Origin of the sequence: Rhodanobacter soli (assembly GCF_040548735.1) — a bacterium.
Classification (GTDB): domain Bacteria; phylum Pseudomonadota; class Gammaproteobacteria; order Xanthomonadales; family Rhodanobacteraceae; genus Rhodanobacter; species Rhodanobacter soli_A.
Window position 1 is genome coordinate 1,070,497 of sequence record NZ_JBEPSD010000001.1, and the last position, 15,968, is coordinate 1,086,464.

At 68.5% G+C, this 15,968-nt stretch carries 13 protein-coding genes; 6 read left to right on the forward strand and 7 right to left on the reverse strand.

The window, feature by feature from the left end; all coding sequences use genetic code 11:
- Positions 1-21: 21 nt before the first annotated feature.
- From ABIE04_RS05100 to ABIE04_RS05110, 3 genes are all read right to left on the reverse strand, one after another.
- The gene (locus tag ABIE04_RS05100; protein WP_354547487.1) at positions 22-768 is read right to left on the reverse strand and encodes a hypothetical protein; all 747 of its coding nucleotides are present in this window, start codon (positions 766-768) and stop codon (positions 22-24) included.
- A gap of 29 nt (positions 769-797) precedes the next feature.
- Positions 798-4,661 (reverse strand): phosphoribosylformylglycinamidine synthase, encoded by a 3,864-nt coding sequence (gene purL / locus ABIE04_RS05105; protein ID WP_354547488.1) that lies wholly within the window; start codon positions 4,659-4,661, stop codon positions 798-800.
- A gap of 126 nt (positions 4,662-4,787) precedes the next feature.
- Positions 4,788-5,561, reverse strand: a complete 774-nt coding sequence (locus ABIE04_RS05110) for a DsbC family protein (RefSeq protein WP_354547489.1) — start codon at positions 5,559-5,561, stop codon at positions 4,788-4,790.
- A 247-nt stretch (positions 5,562-5,808) separates the two neighbouring features.
- On the opposite strand from ABIE04_RS05110, the gene ABIE04_RS05115 reads away from it, so the two are divergent.
- Complete coding sequence (locus tag ABIE04_RS05115) at positions 5,809-6,483, forward strand: Fe2+-dependent dioxygenase (RefSeq protein WP_354547490.1); 675 nt, start codon at positions 5,809-5,811, stop codon at positions 6,481-6,483.
- Positions 6,484-6,564: 81 nt separating this feature from the next.
- Here ABIE04_RS05115 and xerD read toward each other — a convergent pair whose 3' ends face one another.
- Entirely contained in the window at positions 6,565-7,482 is a 918-nt protein-coding gene (gene xerD, locus ABIE04_RS05120; RefSeq protein WP_354547491.1) for a site-specific tyrosine recombinase XerD, read from the reverse strand.
- Between the two features lie 50 nt (positions 7,483-7,532).
- Between xerD and ABIE04_RS05125 the strand changes: the two genes are divergently transcribed.
- From ABIE04_RS05125 to ABIE04_RS05135, 3 genes are all read left to right on the forward strand, one after another.
- Positions 7,533-8,036 (forward strand): RDD family protein, encoded by a 504-nt coding sequence (locus ABIE04_RS05125; RefSeq protein WP_354547492.1) that lies wholly within the window; start codon positions 7,533-7,535, stop codon positions 8,034-8,036.
- 60 nt (positions 8,037-8,096) lie between these two features.
- Complete coding sequence (locus tag ABIE04_RS05130) at positions 8,097-8,864, forward strand: class I SAM-dependent methyltransferase (RefSeq protein WP_354547493.1); 768 nt, start codon at positions 8,097-8,099, stop codon at positions 8,862-8,864.
- 89 nt (positions 8,865-8,953) lie between these two features.
- Positions 8,954-10,252, forward strand: a complete 1,299-nt coding sequence (locus ABIE04_RS05135) for a polyhydroxyalkanoate depolymerase (RefSeq protein WP_354547494.1) — start codon at positions 8,954-8,956, stop codon at positions 10,250-10,252.
- Here ABIE04_RS05135 and ltaE read toward each other — a convergent pair.
- The 3 genes from ltaE to lptF form a co-directional block, all read right to left on the reverse strand.
- A complete protein-coding gene (ltaE, locus tag ABIE04_RS05140; RefSeq protein WP_354547495.1) occupies positions 10,227-11,246 on the reverse strand; it encodes a low-specificity L-threonine aldolase in 1,020 nt (339 codons plus the stop codon). The two genes, ABIE04_RS05135 and ltaE, sit on opposite strands and share 26 nt — an antisense overlap.
- 476 nt (positions 11,247-11,722) lie before the next feature.
- Positions 11,723-12,823 carry an LPS export ABC transporter permease LptG gene (gene lptG / locus ABIE04_RS05145; protein WP_354547496.1) on the reverse strand — a complete coding sequence of 367 codons (1,101 nt, stop codon included), beginning with the start codon at positions 12,821-12,823 and terminating at the stop codon, positions 11,723-11,725.
- Positions 12,820-13,935, reverse strand: coding sequence for an LPS export ABC transporter permease LptF (gene lptF, locus ABIE04_RS05150; RefSeq protein ID WP_354547497.1), 1,116 nt, complete (start codon positions 13,933-13,935; stop codon positions 12,820-12,822). Before lptF ends, lptG begins: the two co-directional genes overlap by 4 nt.
- 98 nt (positions 13,936-14,033) lie before the next feature.
- Here lptF and ABIE04_RS05155 point away from each other — a divergent pair, with 98 nt between their 5' ends.
- Positions 14,034-15,521, forward strand: coding sequence for a leucyl aminopeptidase (locus ABIE04_RS05155; protein WP_354547498.1), 1,488 nt, complete (start codon positions 14,034-14,036; stop codon positions 15,519-15,521).
- A gap of 24 nt (positions 15,522-15,545) precedes the next feature.
- Complete coding sequence (locus tag ABIE04_RS05160; protein ID WP_354547499.1) at positions 15,546-15,968, forward strand: DNA polymerase III subunit chi; 423 nt, start codon at positions 15,546-15,548, stop codon at positions 15,966-15,968.

A 15,968-nucleotide genomic window follows, 5' to 3' on the forward strand; every position in this document is an offset into this window, starting at 1 on the left:
AATCCGCGATCCGCCATCGCTTCACGTCTCTTCCACATCGTCCTCGCCGAGCACCGCCGACAACGCCAGCGGCATGTCGTCGTCGCGGCGCAGCAGCCACGGCTGCTCGCGATACCAGCCACCCAGCTGCCAGCCGCGCAGGCGGTGTTGCCGTTCGCGCTGGCGATCCCACAGCAACACGCCGCGGTCGTTGTGCATGCGCGCGGCGAACCAGCGCCCACCGGGACTGAATGCGGCCTGCGCGCCGACGCCGTCGATGCGCTCGCCGATTTCAAAGAGGTACGCGCATTCGCGGTAGACCACGTGACCACCCAGCGGATCGACCAGCTCATCCGTGGCGGTCTGCCACGCCGGCGGCTGCAGCTCGATGATCTCCGCGGGCGGACCGACCGGCGCCATCGCCAGTTCGGGCCACTCGGCGGATGGCGCGGCCGCCGGTGTGCGGTGCAGTTCGCGATCGAGCCACGCCTCCAGACCAACCAGCAGCGTGTAGCCGGCCAGAGCTCCCAGCAAGGCCGCGCCCCAGGCAAACGCATCGCCGCCCAGTGTCCGCTGCAGCGCGAACAGCACGCCCGGCAGACCCCACCGCAAGGCGTGCCGGATCGACGCGGCATGCGCGTCGGCCAGCCGGTGCTGCAGCAAGGTCACTCCGGCTGCCAGCGCCAGCAGCAGCGGCAGGCCCAGCCACCACGGCAGCAACGCCAGCAGGATCAGCCAGGCCACCCACGCCAGCACGGCACGCCATACCGGCCAGCGGCGCCGGGCCATCGCTCAGCGCCTCGTTGCGCGGCGGGCGGTCAGCCGCACCACACGCGGGCGTTGCGGAACATGCGCATCCACGGTGAATCCTCGCCCCACTGTTCCGGATGCCAGCTCAGCTGCACGCTGCGGAACACGCGCTCGGGGTGCGGCATCATGATCGTCACGCGGCCGTCGGCAGCGGTGAAGCCGGCCAGGCCGCCCGGCGAACCGTTGGTGTTGAGCGGGAAGTTCTCGGTCGGCTTGCCGCGATTGTCGACGAAGCGCACCGCGCCGTTCGACTTCGACGGGCTGCAGGCATGCGGGAAACTCACCCGGCCCTCGCCGTGCGCCACCGCCACCGGAATCCGCGAGCCGGCCATGCCCTTGAAGAAGATGCTCGGCGTGTCGAGGATCTCCAGCGTGGCCAGGCGCGCCTCGTACTGTTCGGACGCGTTGCGCAGGAACTTCGGCCAGTGCTGCGCGCCGGGAATGATCTCCTTCAGCTGCGACAGCATCTGGCAGCCGTTGCATACGCCCAGCGCGAACTTCGTCGGATCGGCGAAGAACGCGCTGAACTCAGCGCGCAGATAGTCGTTGTACAGGATCGAGGTGGCCCAGCCGCGGCCCGCACCGAGCACGTCGCCGTAGGAAAAACCCCCGCAGGCCGCGAAGCCGCGGAAATCCGCCAGCCTGATCCGCCCGCTGGCGAGGTCGGACATGTGCACGTCCACCGCGTCGAAACCGGCGCGGGTGAACGCGGCCGACATCTCGACCTGGCCGTTGACGCCCTGCTCGCGCAGGACCGCGATGCGCGGGCGTTCGCCCGTGCCGATGAACGGCGCGGCGACATCCTGCGCCGGATCGAACGTGAGCTTCGGGGTGATGCCCGGATCGGCGTCGTCGAGCCGCCACTCCGACTCGGCGTCGGCGGTGAGCGGGTTGTCGCGCAGGCGCTGCATCGCGTGGCTGGTTTCGTTCCACGCCTTGAACAGCGTGCTCCAGTGCCACTTGAACAGGGTTTCGTCGCCGAGGAACAGCTTGATCCCCAGCTTCTCCTTCGGCCGGCCGATGCGATGGCTGATGCCGGCCAGCCCGTACTTGATCAACAGCGCTTCGAACGCCTCGCGGTTCGCCTCGGCCACCTGTACCACCGCGCCGAGTTCCTCGTTGAACAACGCACGCAGGGTCGCTTCACCCCAGCCGTCCAGATGGATTTCCAGGCCGCAGTGGCCGGCGAACGCCATCTCCAGCAGGGTGGTGATGACGCCACCGTCGGAGCGGTCGTGGTAGGCCAGCAGCAGGCCGCTCGCGTTCGCTTCCTGGACCAGCTCGAACAGCGCCTTCAGCCGTTTCGCGTCGTCCAGGTTCGGTGGCACGCCGCCGCCGCGGTTGAACACCTGGGTCAGCGCCGAGCCGCCGAGACGGTCGCGCCCCGCACCCAGGTCGATCAGCCACAACTCGGTGGCACCGCGGTCCAGCCGCAACTGCGGCGTGAGCGTGCGGCGCACGTCGCTGACGCGGGCAAAACCGGTGATCACCAGCGACACCGGCGACACCGTGCGCTGCGCGGTGCCGCCGTCCTGCCACACGGTCTGCATCGACAGTGAGTCCTTGCCGACCGGGATGGAAATCTCCAGCTCGGGGCACAGCTCCATGCCGATCGCCTTGACCGCATCGAACAGCGCCGCGTCCTCGCCCGGATGGTTGACCGCGGCCATCCAGTTCGCCGACAGGCGAACTTCGCCAAGACTGGCGATCGACGCCGCGGCCAGGTTGGTAATCGCTTCGCCGACCGTCATTCGCGCCGCGTCGGCGCTGCTCAGCAGTGCCACCGGTGCGCGCTCGGCCATCGCCATCGCCTCGCCGGCATAGCCGTCGAAGTCGGCGATGGTCACCGCGCAGTCGGCCACCGGCACCTGCCACGGGCCGACCATCGGGTCGCGCGCATTCAGGCCGCCGACGGTGCGGTCGCCGATGGTGATCAGGAAACTCTTGCTGCCCACACCGGGCAGGCGCAACACGCGTAGCAGCGCCTCGTCCATGCCGATGCCGGTGAGGTCCGGCACCAGGTCGATGCGTGCCTTCAACCGCGTGGCGTCGCGGTGCATCCGCGGCGGCTTGCCGAACAGCACGTCCATCGGCAGGTCGATCACGGTCAGCCCGCGGCGCGGGTCGGTCAGCACCAGCTGGCGCTCGACCGTGGCGTCTCCGACTACCGCATACGGGCAGCGCTCGCGCACGCACATCGCCTCGAACTCGGCCAGATTCTCCGGGCCGATCGCCAGCACGTAGCGTTCCTGCGACTCGTTGCTCCACACTTGCATCGGCGACAGCGAGGGGTCGTCACAGGGAATCTTCGACAGGTCGATCGTGCCGCCGACGCCGGCGTCGTTGAGCAGCTCGGGAATCGCGTTGGACAGGCCGCCGGCGCCGACGTCGTGCACGCTGACGATCGGGTTGTGCTCACCGCGCGCACAACAGGCGTCGATCACTTCCTGGCAGCGCCGCTCCATCTCGGCGTTGTCGCGCTGCACCGAGGCGAAGTCCAGCTCCGCGCTCGACGCGCCACCGGCGACCGACGAGGCCGCGCCGCCGCCGAGCCCGATCAGCATCGCCGGGCCACCCAGCACGATCACCTTGTTGCCCGGCTGCACCGCATGCTTCAGCACGTGGCCGGGGCGCAGGTTGGCCAGCCCGCCGGCCAGCATGATCGGCTTGTCGTAGCCGCGGCGCAGGCCGGGCTCGGCGCTCTCGTGCTCGTAGCTGCGGAAATAGCCGCCCAGGCAGGCGCGGCCGAATTCGTTGTTGAACGCGGCGGCGCCGAGCGGGCCGTCGCGCATGATCTCGAACGCGCTGGCCATGCGCGGCGGCAGCGGGCGATCCACTTCCCACGGCCGCGGCAGGCCGGGAATGCGCAGGTCGGACACCGAGAAACCGGTGAGCCCGGCCTTCGGCTTGCCGCCGCGGCCGGTCGCGCCCTCGTCGCGGATCTCGCCGCCGGCGCCGGTGGCCGCACCGGGCCAGGGCGCGATCGCGGTGGGATGATTGTGCGTCTCCACCTTGATCGCGTAGTCGATGCGCTCCTCGTGGCCGCGCCACACGCCATCGGCCGGGTCGGCGAAGAAGCGCCGGCCGGTGCTGCCCTCGATCACCGCCGCGTTGTCCGAATACGCAGACAGGGTATGCGCGGGCGAGCGCTGGTGGGTGTGCTTGATCATGCCGAACAGGGTCTTGTCCTGTTCCGCGCCGTCGACCGTCCAGCTGGCGTTGAACACCTTGTGTCGGCAATGCTCGGAGTTCGCCTGGGCGAACATGAACAGCTCGGCGTCGGTGGGATCGCGGCCGAGCTCGGCGTAGCGATCGACCAGGTAGTCGATCTCGTCGTCGGCCAGCGCCAGGCCCAGCCGCAGGTTCGCCGCGGCCAGTGCGGCCTGCGGATTGGCGCCGAGCGTGACGTGCACCAGGTCGCCGGGCGAGCCGGCCAGGAACAGGCCTTGCGCGTCCTCGATCCGCCGCAGCACCGACTGCGTCATCGCGTCATGCAGCACGGCCATGATCGCGGCATGGTCCGGAGCCTCGACCGGCGGCAGGCCGGCCACCTGCCAGGCCAGCCCGCGCTCCACCCGGCGCACGTCGAAACCGGCGCCATGCAGGATGTCGGTGGCCTTGCTCGACCACGGCGAGATCGTGCCCAGCCGCGGCACCACCCACAGCGTGGCCGGTTCCGGCGCGGCGTCCTTCGCCTCCAGCACGGCCAGCAGGCGCTGGCGCAGCTCACCTTCCGGCGCCGTCTCGGCGTCGACGAAGTAGACGAACCACGACGCCTGCACGCGCACGCCGCGATGCAGGGCATCCAGGCGGGCATTGAGGCGTTCGAGGCGGAACGGCGAGAGGGCGTTCTGCCCGTCGAGTGCGATCATGCGGGGAACGGCGCTATGCGAGGAAAACGCCTATTCTAACCCATGCTGCAATACGGCATAAGCCAAGGCCGGAACCCTGCCCTTGCGTTCCGTCCCGTGCCCCGCAGGAAGGGAGTGCGATCAGCCTCAACCGCCCTGCCGCAGCGCCTGCAGCAGCTGTTCCGGGGTGACATAGCCGCCCAGGACGCGGCCATCCGGGCCATAGATCGCCGGGGTGCCGTTGACGCCCAGCTTCACGCCCAGGTTGAACTGGTCCTTGACCGGGTTGGCGCAGGTCGCCGGCGCCGGCGCATGACCTTCCTTCGCGGCGGTGAACGCCGCCTTGCGGTCCTTGGCGCACCACACCGAGACCATCTCGGTATAGGTCGGCGTGGGCCGCCCGGCGGTGGTCACCAGGCCTTCGCGCGGCCACGCCAGGTATTCCACCGCGATGCCTTCCTTGTTGAACGCGGCCACGTGCTCGTGCAGCGCGCGGCAGAAGCCGCAGTTGACGTCGGTGAACACGGTGATCGTGTACTTCGGATTCGGCGGCGCGAACACGATGCGCTCGGACGCCGGCACCTTGGCCAGTTCGGCCTTGCGGAAGCGCGCCCAGGCGTCGTCGCTGACGTTCTGCTTGCGGCTCAGGTCGATCACATCGCCATGCATCGCGTACTTGCCGTCGGTACTGACGTAGAGCATCTGCCCGGCGGCAATCACCTGGTAGAAGCCCGGCATCGGCGCCGGCTCGATCGAGTCGACCTGGACATTCGCCGCCAAGCTCTTGATCGCCTGCCGCACCATCTGCTGCGCCGCCGGCGTCACCGCCGGGCTGGTGGCCGGCGCCGCATCGTTTTCGGCCGCACAGACAGCCAGGGAAAGCCCGCCGATGCACAGCGCCAGCAACAGTTTCTTCAACATCACCATCAACCTCATTCGATCCAGGCTGCGCGGGGTAGCGGCCACAGGAACACATTCTCGCACAGGCGGATGAACGCTCCTCGCTCGCCAGACCGTGGCAAAGCGGTGCCCGCCATGCTCGCAAAGCCCATGATCGTGCCCTCCGTTCAATGGTAAATTTCCGAAATGCAGGCAAGCGAGCCGGTGGAACGCCTTGCCGTACACTCGCCGCTTCGTCCAACGGCTTGAATTGCTGGGTGGAATCATCTTGATCATTTGCGCTCCCAACGTATTGACGGCCGAGGAACTCGGCACGATCCGCAACGAACTTCGTGACGCTTCGTTCATCGACGGCGCCAGCACGGCTGGCTGGTCGGCACGCGAGGTCAAGAAAAACCTGCAGGTCGACATCGACACCGAAAGCCAGGCCCGGCTGCGCGAGATCGTGCGCAGCGCCTTCCTGCGCAACGGGATGCTGCAGGCGTCGATTCTGCCGTCCGCCATGACGCAGGTACTGTTCAACCGTTACGACGTCGGCATGCAATACGGCCGGCACGTCGATGCCCCCGTGATGGGCGGGCTCGGCAGTGCGGTGCGCAGCGATGTGGCGATCACGGTTTTCCTGTCCGACCCCAAGAGCTACACCGGCGGCGACCTGGTGGTGGATACCAACGGCATGGAATACGGCTTCAAGCTGGACGCCGGATCCGCCATCGCCTACCCGGCCAACTCCCTGCATCACGTCACCCCCGTCACCCAGGGCGCACGTTACGCCGCCATCATCTGGGTACAGAGCCAGGTACGCGATGCCGGCAAACGCGAACTGCTGTGGGACCTGGACAACGCCAAACGGCAGATCTTCGGCCGCGAAGGCAAGAGCCCCACGTTCGACGCCATCAGCAAGTCGCATGCGAACCTGCTGCGGATGTGGGCGGACGTGTAAAGCGTTGCCTCATGTCTCCCACGCTTCCGCGCTTGGCGGGAAACCGAGATACAGAGACATTGTTCGATTCGTCGATGCCACTCACCCCCGCGGATGATGCTGCGCGTGCAGCCGCTTCAGGCCTTCCTTCGCCACCAGGGTGTAGATCTGCGTGGTGCTGAGCGAGCTGTGGCCGAGCAGCATCTGCAGGGCGCGCAGGTCGGCGCCGTGGTTGAGCAGGTGGGTGGCGAAGGAGTGGCGCAGCACGTGCGGCGAGATGCGTTTCGGGTTGATGCCGACCTTGAGCGCGTAGCGCCTCACCAGGGTCCAGAACATCTGTCGGGTCATGCCTTCGCCGCGCTGGCTGAGGAACAGCGCCGCCGGCTGGCGGCCTTTCGCCAGCGTCGGCCGCGCGTCGGCCAGGTAAGCGCCGATGCGCGCCAGCGCTTCTTCGCCGACCGGCACCAGCCGGTCCTTGCCGCCCTTGCCGGTGACGCGCAACACACCCTGGCGCGGGTTCAGCGCGGCCAGCGGCAACTCCACCAGCTCGGACACGCGCAGGCCGGAGGCGTACATCAGCTCCAGCATCGCGCGATCGCGCAGGCCCAGCGTGGTGCCGGTATCGGGCGCGCCGAGCAGGCCCTCGATCTCGCGTTCGGCCAGCGCCTTGGGCAGGCTGCGCGGCAGCTTCGGGCGCTCGATCAGCAGGGTCGGATCGGCGAAGCCCGGCTCGCTGCGGGCGAGGAACGCGTAGTAGCGGCGGAACGCCGACTGCCGCCGCGCGATCGAGCGCACCGCCACCGGCTGCGCGCCGTGATACGCGGAAATATCCTCGCGCCGTGCCGTGCGCAGGTCGCGCCCGTGCGTGCCCAGCCAACCGGCCAGCGCCTCCAGGTCGCGCCGGTACGCCTCCAAGGTGCGGTCGGCCAAGCCGTCCTCCGACCATACCCGTTCCACGAACGTGCTTATGCTCAGCCGGTCGGCTTCGGCGATACTGGCGCGGTTTTCTTCCTTTCCCATGCGCACGATGCTGGCCATTGCACGCGCACTACGCAAGCGACCGACCCACGATGCCGCCGAACCTCGCCACCGCCGACACCCCATGCCCGCTGTGGCGCCGCCTGCTGGCGCTGGTCTACGACCTGCTGATCGTGGTGGCGATCGTGATGGTGGTGGGCCTGCTGTGCCAGCTCGCCACCGGCGGCAATCTGATCCGCACCGGCGCGACGGTGGTCGTGCCGATCTGGTACCAGGCGCTGCAGGGCGCGGTGGTGGCGGCATATTTCGTCAGCTCGTGGCGACGCGGCGGGCAGACGTTGGGCATGCGGCCGTGGCGCATCCGGGTCACCCGTGACGATGGCGGCACGCTCTCGCTGCAGCAGGCACTGATCCGCGTGCTGGTGGCGGCCGCGCCGCTGGTGTCGCTGTTGCTTGCGCCGGTGCTCGGACTGCACGCGACAGCGTGGACGCTGCTGGTCGTGTGGGCCGGCTGGTTCGCCGTGGCCATGTTCGATCCGCGCCGGCGTGCGCTGCACGACATTGCAGCCGGCACCGAGGTCCGCCGGCTGGACTGAGTATCCCGCCCTGGGCCGGGCTTCACACTTCGCTCAGCGCGAACCGGGTTCAATCCGCCGATGTCCGAACCGCCCCACGCCGAAAGCCGCAGCGACGCCGAACTGGTTCGTGCCAACCGCGGTTTCTACGAGTCGCTGTGGGCGCAGGCGAAGCTGATCGCGCCGGAACGCTTCAACACCTGGCCGCTGCTGCACGAGCTGGCCGACGCCGCGCCGCGCCGGCTGGAGGTCGCGCCCGGCCTGCGCCCGCGGCTGCCATTGCGCGGCACCTGTTTCGTCGACCTCAGCCATGCCGCGCTGCGCCGCCTGCACGACAGCGGCGCCGAGGCGGTGCACGGCATGATCGGCGCCCTGCCCTGCGCCGACGCTAGCTTCGACCTGGTCTGTGCGCTCGACATCCTCGAACACGTCGCCGACGACGACGGCGCGCTGGCGGAACTGGCGCGCGTGGCCGCACCCGGCGCCAGCGTGCTGCTGTCGGTGCCGTTGCATCCGGCGGCGTGGACCGCGTTCGACGACTTCGTCGGCCACTGTCGCCGCTACGAACCGGCACAGATCGCGGTCCGGCTCGCCCGGCACGGTTTCATCATCGAAAGCAGCGCGGTGTACGGCATGCAACCGAAGTCCTCGCGCCTGCTCGAACTCGGCCAGTGGTACCTCACCCACCGGCGCGAGCGCGCGATGTGGTGGTACAACCGCGTGTTCATGCCGCTCGGCCTGCGCTTCCAGAAACCGCTGCGATGGCGCGATGGCCTGGGCGACACGGACGGAGTCGACGAACTGCTGCTGCGCTGCCGTTACCGTCCGGCGGCCACGCCAAGTCACTGATTGGACTGGGCACGACGATTGCGGCATCGCAACACGCGGGAATCAAACGGCGCTAAGATGGCCCTTTCGTCTGCGGCTCACCCACCCCGATGCTCTATCAGATCCATGAATGGCAGCGTGCGTTCCTCGGCCCGCTGAGCCACTTCGCGCAGGCCGGCGCGCGCATGCTCAACGACACCAGCAGCCCGTTCGTGCAGCTGCCCGGCGCGCAGCGGATGGCTGCCGGCTACGAACTGATCCATCGCCTCGGCAAGGATTACGAAAAGCCCGAGTTCGGCATCCACACCGCTACCGCGCACGAGCATGAGATCGCGGTGATCGAGCGGGTCGCGCTGGCCAAGCCGTTCTGCCAGTTGAAGCGCTTCAAGCGCTTCAGCGACGACCCGTCCACCATCGAGAAGATGAAGAACGATCCGGTGGTGCTGGTGGTGGCGCCGCTGTCCGGCCATCACGCCACGCTGCTGCGCGACACCGTGCGCACGCTGCTGCGCGACCACAAGGTCTACATCACCGACTGGGTCGACGCGCGCATGGTGCCGGCCGCGGCTGGTCCGTTCGGGCTGGACGACTACGTTGCCTATGTCGAGGAATGCATCCGCCACATCGGCGCGTCCACCCTGCACGTGATCTCGGTGTGCCAGCCGACCGTGCCGGTGCTGGCGGCAGTGTCGCTGATGGCCGCGCGCGGCGAAGACACGCCGCGCAGCCTGACCATGATGGGCGGCCCGATCGACCCGCGGCGCAGCCCCACCAGCGTGGACAATCTGGCCACCAACCAGCCGTTGTCGTGGTTCAGGGGCAACGTGATCCATACCGTGCCGTCGAACTATCCCGGCCGCGGCCGCGAAGTCTACCCGGGCTTCCTGCAGCACGCCGGCTTCATCGCGATGAATCCCGGCCGGCATCTCAGCTCGCACTGGGACTTCTACCAGGACCTGCTGCGCGGCGACCTCGACGACGCCGAATCGCACCGCAAGTTCTACGACGAGTACAACGCCGTGCTGGACATGCCGGCCGAGTTCTATCTCGACACGATCGAGAAGGTGTTCCAGCAATTCCTGCTGCCGCGCGGCCTGTGGGACGTGGCGGGCGAACGGGTGAACCCCACTGCGATCAGGCGCAGCGCCCTGCTCACCATCGAGGGCGAACTGGACGACATCTCCGGCCTCGGCCAGACCGAAGCCGCGCACGACCTGTGCAGCAGCATCCCGGCCAATCGCCGCGCGCACAAGGTGATCGAAGGCGCCGGCCACTACGGCATCTTCAGCGGCCGCCGCTGGCGCGAAACGGTCTATCCGCAGGTGCGCGACTTCATCCGGAAGTTCGACGCCGCCCCGGCAGACCCGCGCGGCGCGGCGAAGGTCAGCCGCGCGCGAAAAACGCGCTGAACGCCGCGACGACGCGCTCGATGCCGGCGTCGTCGACGTCCAGATGCGTCACCAGGCGCAGCGTGGGCAGGTAGCCGATGCTGATGCGGATGCCGACTTCGCGTAGATGGACGTCCAGTTCGCGCAGGCGCTCGGCAGGCACGTCGACGAACACCATGTTGGTGTACTGCCCGAGCAGGTCGATGCCGGCGATCTCGCGCAGGCGGCCGGCCAGGTAGGCCGCGCGGCGGTGGTCGTCGGCCAGCCGTGCCACATGGTGATCCAGCGCATGCAGTCCCGCCGCGGCGAGGATGCCGGCCTGACGCCAGCCGCCGCCGGTGACCTTGCGCCAGCGCCGCGCCTTGTCGACCAGCGCATGCGAGCCGAGCAGCACCGAGCCGACCGGCGCACCGAGCCCCTTGGACAGGCACACCGATACCGTGTCGAAATGCCGCGCGATCTCGCGCGCCGGCACGCCACCGGCGACGGCGGCGTTGAACAGGCGCGCGCCGTCCAGGTGCAGGCCGAGTCCGTGCGCACGCGCCACGTCGTGGGCAGCCTGTAGGTAATCCAGCGGCAGCACGCGACCGTGCCAGGTGTTCTCCAGCGCCAGCACGCGGGTGCGCGCGAAGTGCGGATCGACCGGCTTGATGGCCGCCTCGATGCGCTCCAGCGGCAACGTGCCGTCCGCCGCCTGCACGATCGGCTGCGGCTGGATCGAGCCGAGCACCGCGGCGCCGCCGCCTTCGAACTTGTAGGTATGCGCATCCATGCCGACCAGGTATTCGTCGCCACGTTCGCAGTGCGCCAGCAAGGCGAGCAGGTTGGACTGGGTGCCGCTGGGCACGAACAGGCCGGCGTCGAAACCGAGCTCGTCGGCCAGCCGCTGCTGCAGCGCGTTGACCGTGGGGTCCTCGCCGTAGACGTCGTCGCCGACTTCAGCCGCCAGCATCGCCGCACGCATCGCGTCGGTCGGACGCGTCACCGTATCGCTGCGCAGATCAACCCATTCCACGGCTCACCCCATGCTGTCGGCAAAGAGGATCAGCTTGGCCGCATCGGGGGTTCCGGGCAAGCCCGGAAAGGCACGGCGCGCGGGAATCGCGTTACGACAACAACCCGAAATGCACCATCAACCAGCCGGCTGAAGCGCTGGCGTAGATGCAAACTCCCAACCAGAATCCAAAGGAATCCTTGTGCCAGATTGGCTTGGTCATGCTTCCCCCGAGAAACGCGAGCGGTAGCCGCACGGTACGCGCAGCTCACCTGCCTGGAGACAAGCCAGTTTCGTACCATGGCAGGCCTTGCCGGATGTTTGATCCGAACGGCGTCGTCGTGTTGCGACCATGCTCACACTAACGGCGCCGCTGCTCGCGCCGTTGGGCTCATGGCGGTCACGGAAGAGGCCGTAGAAGGGTCAGTGCTTGCGCGGACCGCACGCATGCGGGATGCGCCGCACTGACGCAAATGGTCGATCCCGGCCCCGCCAGGTCAGGCGCGCCGGCGGAAATACAACCAGGCCGCCACCACCAGGATCGACGCCGGCAACAGGTTCGCCAGCAGTGGCGGCATGCCATACACCGTGCCGAAATTCACCATCGCCTGCTGCAGGAAATACCAGCCGAGCGCGAGCAGGATGCCGATGAACATGCGCTTGCCCAGGCCGCCGGAACGCAGCGAGCCGAACGCGAACGGCATCGCGCACAACACCAGCACCAGCACGTTGAGCGGATACAGCGCACGCCCCCAGAACGCCACCGCATAGGTGCCGGGGCTCTGCCCGTTGCCTTCCAGGTAAGCCATGTTGCGGCTTAGGTCGCGCATGGAAAGGTACTGCGGCTGGATCACCGACTGCGCCAGTACCTGCGGGTTGAGGCTGGACTGCCACGGCAAGCTGGCCGCCGTGCTGGCATGCGTGCCCTGCGCGTCGAGCGTGGTGGTGCGCACATCGTGCAGCACCCACTGCCTGCCGTTGTGCTCGGCAGTTTTGGCCCATTGGAAACGGCTGAGCTGGCCATCGCCAGTGAAGGTGAATACACGCACATCGCTCAGCTGCACCGAGCCGACGCCGTCACGCTGCTTCAGCGAAGTGCCGCGCGCATTGATGATGTCGTCGCCGTCGCGCGCCCACAGGCCGCTGCTGGTGCCCATGCCGAGGTTGCCGGACTTCATGCGCAGCTGCATCACCTGCGCCTGCTGGTCGCCCCACGGCGCCAGCGTCTCGCCCATGACCACCACGCCGACGATCAGCACCGCGACCACGCCGACCGCGGAAGCGGCGATGCGCAGGCGCGACATGCCGGCCGCGCGCAACGCGGTGAGCTCGCCGGTGCCGGCCAGTCCGCCCAGGCCGAGCAGGCCGCCGATCAGCGCGGCATTGCCGAACATCTCGTAGGCGCGGCGCGGGAACGTCACCAGCACGTAGGCCACCGCATTGCTCAGCGTGTAGCCGTGCTTGCCGACGTTGCCGAGCTGGCGCAACAACTGGGTCACCGCATCGAAGCCGGTCAGTACCAGCCACACCATCAGCATCGAGCCGAGCACGCTCATAGCCACCAGGCGGTCGACCCGCTTGATGTTGAACACGGTCATGCCGGCACACTCGGCTGCGGCGCACGCAACTTGCGCGGGGAATACTGCTTCCACAGCATCCAGCCGGCCAGCGCCAGCACCAGCGCATGCAGCGCCCACAGCGGCGCCTCGTTGTGCCAGTGGCCCTTGCCGATCTGCGCACGGCCCAGCGCCAGCAGCGTGTAATAGAGATAGAACGTGACCACTGCCAGCAGCAGCCGGCCGTACTTCGGCTCGCGCGGGCTCTGCCGCGACAGCGGCAACGCCAGCAGCAGCAGCACCAGGGTCAATGGCGGCGCGTTGGCGCGCCAGGCGAACTCGGCACGATCATCCGGGTCGTCCGACTGGGCCAGCGCCCAACTGCTCTTCGAATGCGCCGGATCGTCGTCTTCGTCGGCCTGCACGCTGGACAGCGAGGTGTCGTTGCGTTGGTACTGCATCTGCCGCCAGTTGTTCATGCCAAGCGGAATGTCGTACTGCCAGCCATCCTTGAACGCGATGAAGCGGCCGTCGCCGTTGCTCTCCTGGTACAGCTCGCCGCTGGTTGCACTGACCACCTTCAGGTGCGGCGGACCATCCTTGCTGTCGCTCTGGGTCGCCACGAACGTGCGCCCCAGCTTGCTCCCGTCGCGACTGAGGCTGTCGACGAAGATGATGCCGCCCTTGCCCGGCAGCTCGGTGAAGCGCCCCGCATCCAGCCCGGCCGCAATCACCGAACGGTTCGCCGCGGCCACCATCGCATCGCTGGTGCGCACCGCCCACGGCCCCAGCCACAGCGAGACCAGCGCGGTGATCGCCACCAGCACCGCGCCGAGGACCAGCACCGGCCGCAGCAGTCCGCGCGGGCCCATGCCGGACGACGCGAGCACGTGCATCTCGCTCTCGCGATACATCCGACCCAGCCCCAGCAGCACGCCGATGAAACTGGCCAGCGGCATCATGTTGGTGAGGCCGTCGAGGGTGCGCAGACCCAGCACCTGGAACATCACGCTGGCCGGGAAGCTGCCGTTGGCGACTTGCTGCAGAACCCGGGCGAACGCGCTGCCGGCCACGACCACCAGCAGCACCACCACGGTGGCGGCCACGGTCTGCGCCAGCTCGCGCAGGAAATAGCGGTCGAGGATGCTCAGCATGCGATAAACTTGTCCGCTTAACCGGTTCGGCCGATCGGCCGGCAAACCGCAAGTCTAGCCTGTCCGGCCGCTGCCGGGCCCATACAGGAACCACCCCGATGACACTCCAGTTCAGCCTCGGCTCCGCCGCCCCCGCCACCGTCGACAGCGCCTGCGTGCTGGTCGGCGTGTACGAACAGGGTGTGCTGACCAGCGCGGCCGCCCAGGTGGACAGCGCCGCCGGCGGAGTGATCAAGCGCCAGGTGGAGAGCGGCGACATCAGCGGCAAGGCCGGCAGCACCACGCTGCTGTTCGCACCCACCGGTGTCGCCGCGCAACGCGTGCTGGTGGTCGGTCTGGGCACGCAGAAATCGTTCGATGCCGCGCGCTACCAGAAGGTGAGCATCGAGGCGGCGCGCGCGCTCGGCCGCCTGCCGGTGGCGAATGCGGTGTCCTACCTCACCGACGTGGACGTGCCCGGCCGCGACAGCGCCTGGCGCGTGCGCATCGCCGCGCTGGCCAGCGACTACGCCGCCTATCGCTACACCGCCACGTTCAAGCCCCGCGACAAGAACAAGCAGACCGAACTGGCCGCGCTGGCGTTCGCCGCCGGTACCGACGCGCAAGGCGGACTCGACCAGGCCGTGGCGATCGCCGCCGGCGTGCGCTTCGCCCGCGAGCTGGCCAACCTGCCGCCGAACATCTGCAACCCGGCGTACATCGCGGCACAGGCGCAAACCTTCGCCGACACGCAGGACAAGGTCAGCTGCACCGTGCTCGATGACGTTCAGATGGAGAAGCTCGGCTTCGGCTCGCTGCTCGCGGTGGCGCGCGGTTCGGTCAACAAGCCGCGCCTGATCGCCCTCGAGTACAAGGGCGGCAACGATGGCGACAAGCCGTACGCGTTCGTCGGCAAGGGCGTCACCTTCGACTCCGGCGGCATCAGCCTGAAGCCCGGTGCCGGCATGGAGGAAATGAAGTTCGACATGGGCGGCGCCGCCGGCGTGCTCGGCGCGTTCGTCGCCGCGGTGAAGATGGGCCTGAAGCTCAACCTGGTCTGCGTGGTGCCCAGCGTGGAGAACATGCCCGACGGTGACAGCTACCGCCCCAGCGACGTGCTGACCAGCCTGTCCGGGCTCACCATCGAAGTGCTCAACACCGACGCCGAAGGCCGGCTGATCCTGTGCGACGCGCTGACCTGGACCGCGCAGACCTACCAGCCGCAGGCATTGATCGACGCCGCCACGCTCACCGGCGCCTGCGTGGTCGCGCTGGGCAAGCACGCCACCGGCCTGATGAGCAAGCACGACGACCTCGCCGCCGAACTGCTCGCCGCCGGCGAGGAAACGCTCGACCGTGCCTGGCGTCTGCCGCTGTGGGACGACTACCAGGCGCAGCTCGACTCCGGCTTCGCCGACGTCGCCAACATCGGCGGCAAGAGTGCCGGTGCGATCACCGCCGCGTGTTTCCTGTCGCGTTTCACCGACGGCCAGCGCTGGGCCCACCTGGACATCGCCGGTACCGCCTGGGACGAAGGCCGCAAGGGCCTGGCCACCGGCCGACCGGTGGCGCTGCTGGCGCAGTGGCTGCTGGATCGCGCTGGCTGAGCGCACCCCCGGAGCCGACCTGCCATGCCACGTGCCGACTTCTACCTGATCGACAAGCCGCGCTTTCGCGAACAGCCGCTGCTGCTCGTCTGCGAACTGGCGAAGAAGGCGTTTGCGGGACAGCAGCCGACGCTGATCCTGACCCGCGACCACGACCAGGCGCATGCGCTGGACGAACTGCTTTGGGAATTCGACGACGACGCCATGATCCCGCACCAGCTTGCCGGCGACGATGACGACGACGACGTCGCGGTGCTGATCGTGCCGCCCGGCGTCGACAGCGCCGATCGCCCGCTGCTGATCAACCTGCGCGAAACCTGCCCCGCCGGCCGCTACCAGCGCGTGCTGGAAGTGGTGGCCGCCGATCCCGCCGAACGCGACGGCTCGCGCACGCGCTGGCGCGAATACCAGCGGCTGGGTTTCGAGCTGCACAAGTACGACATGTGA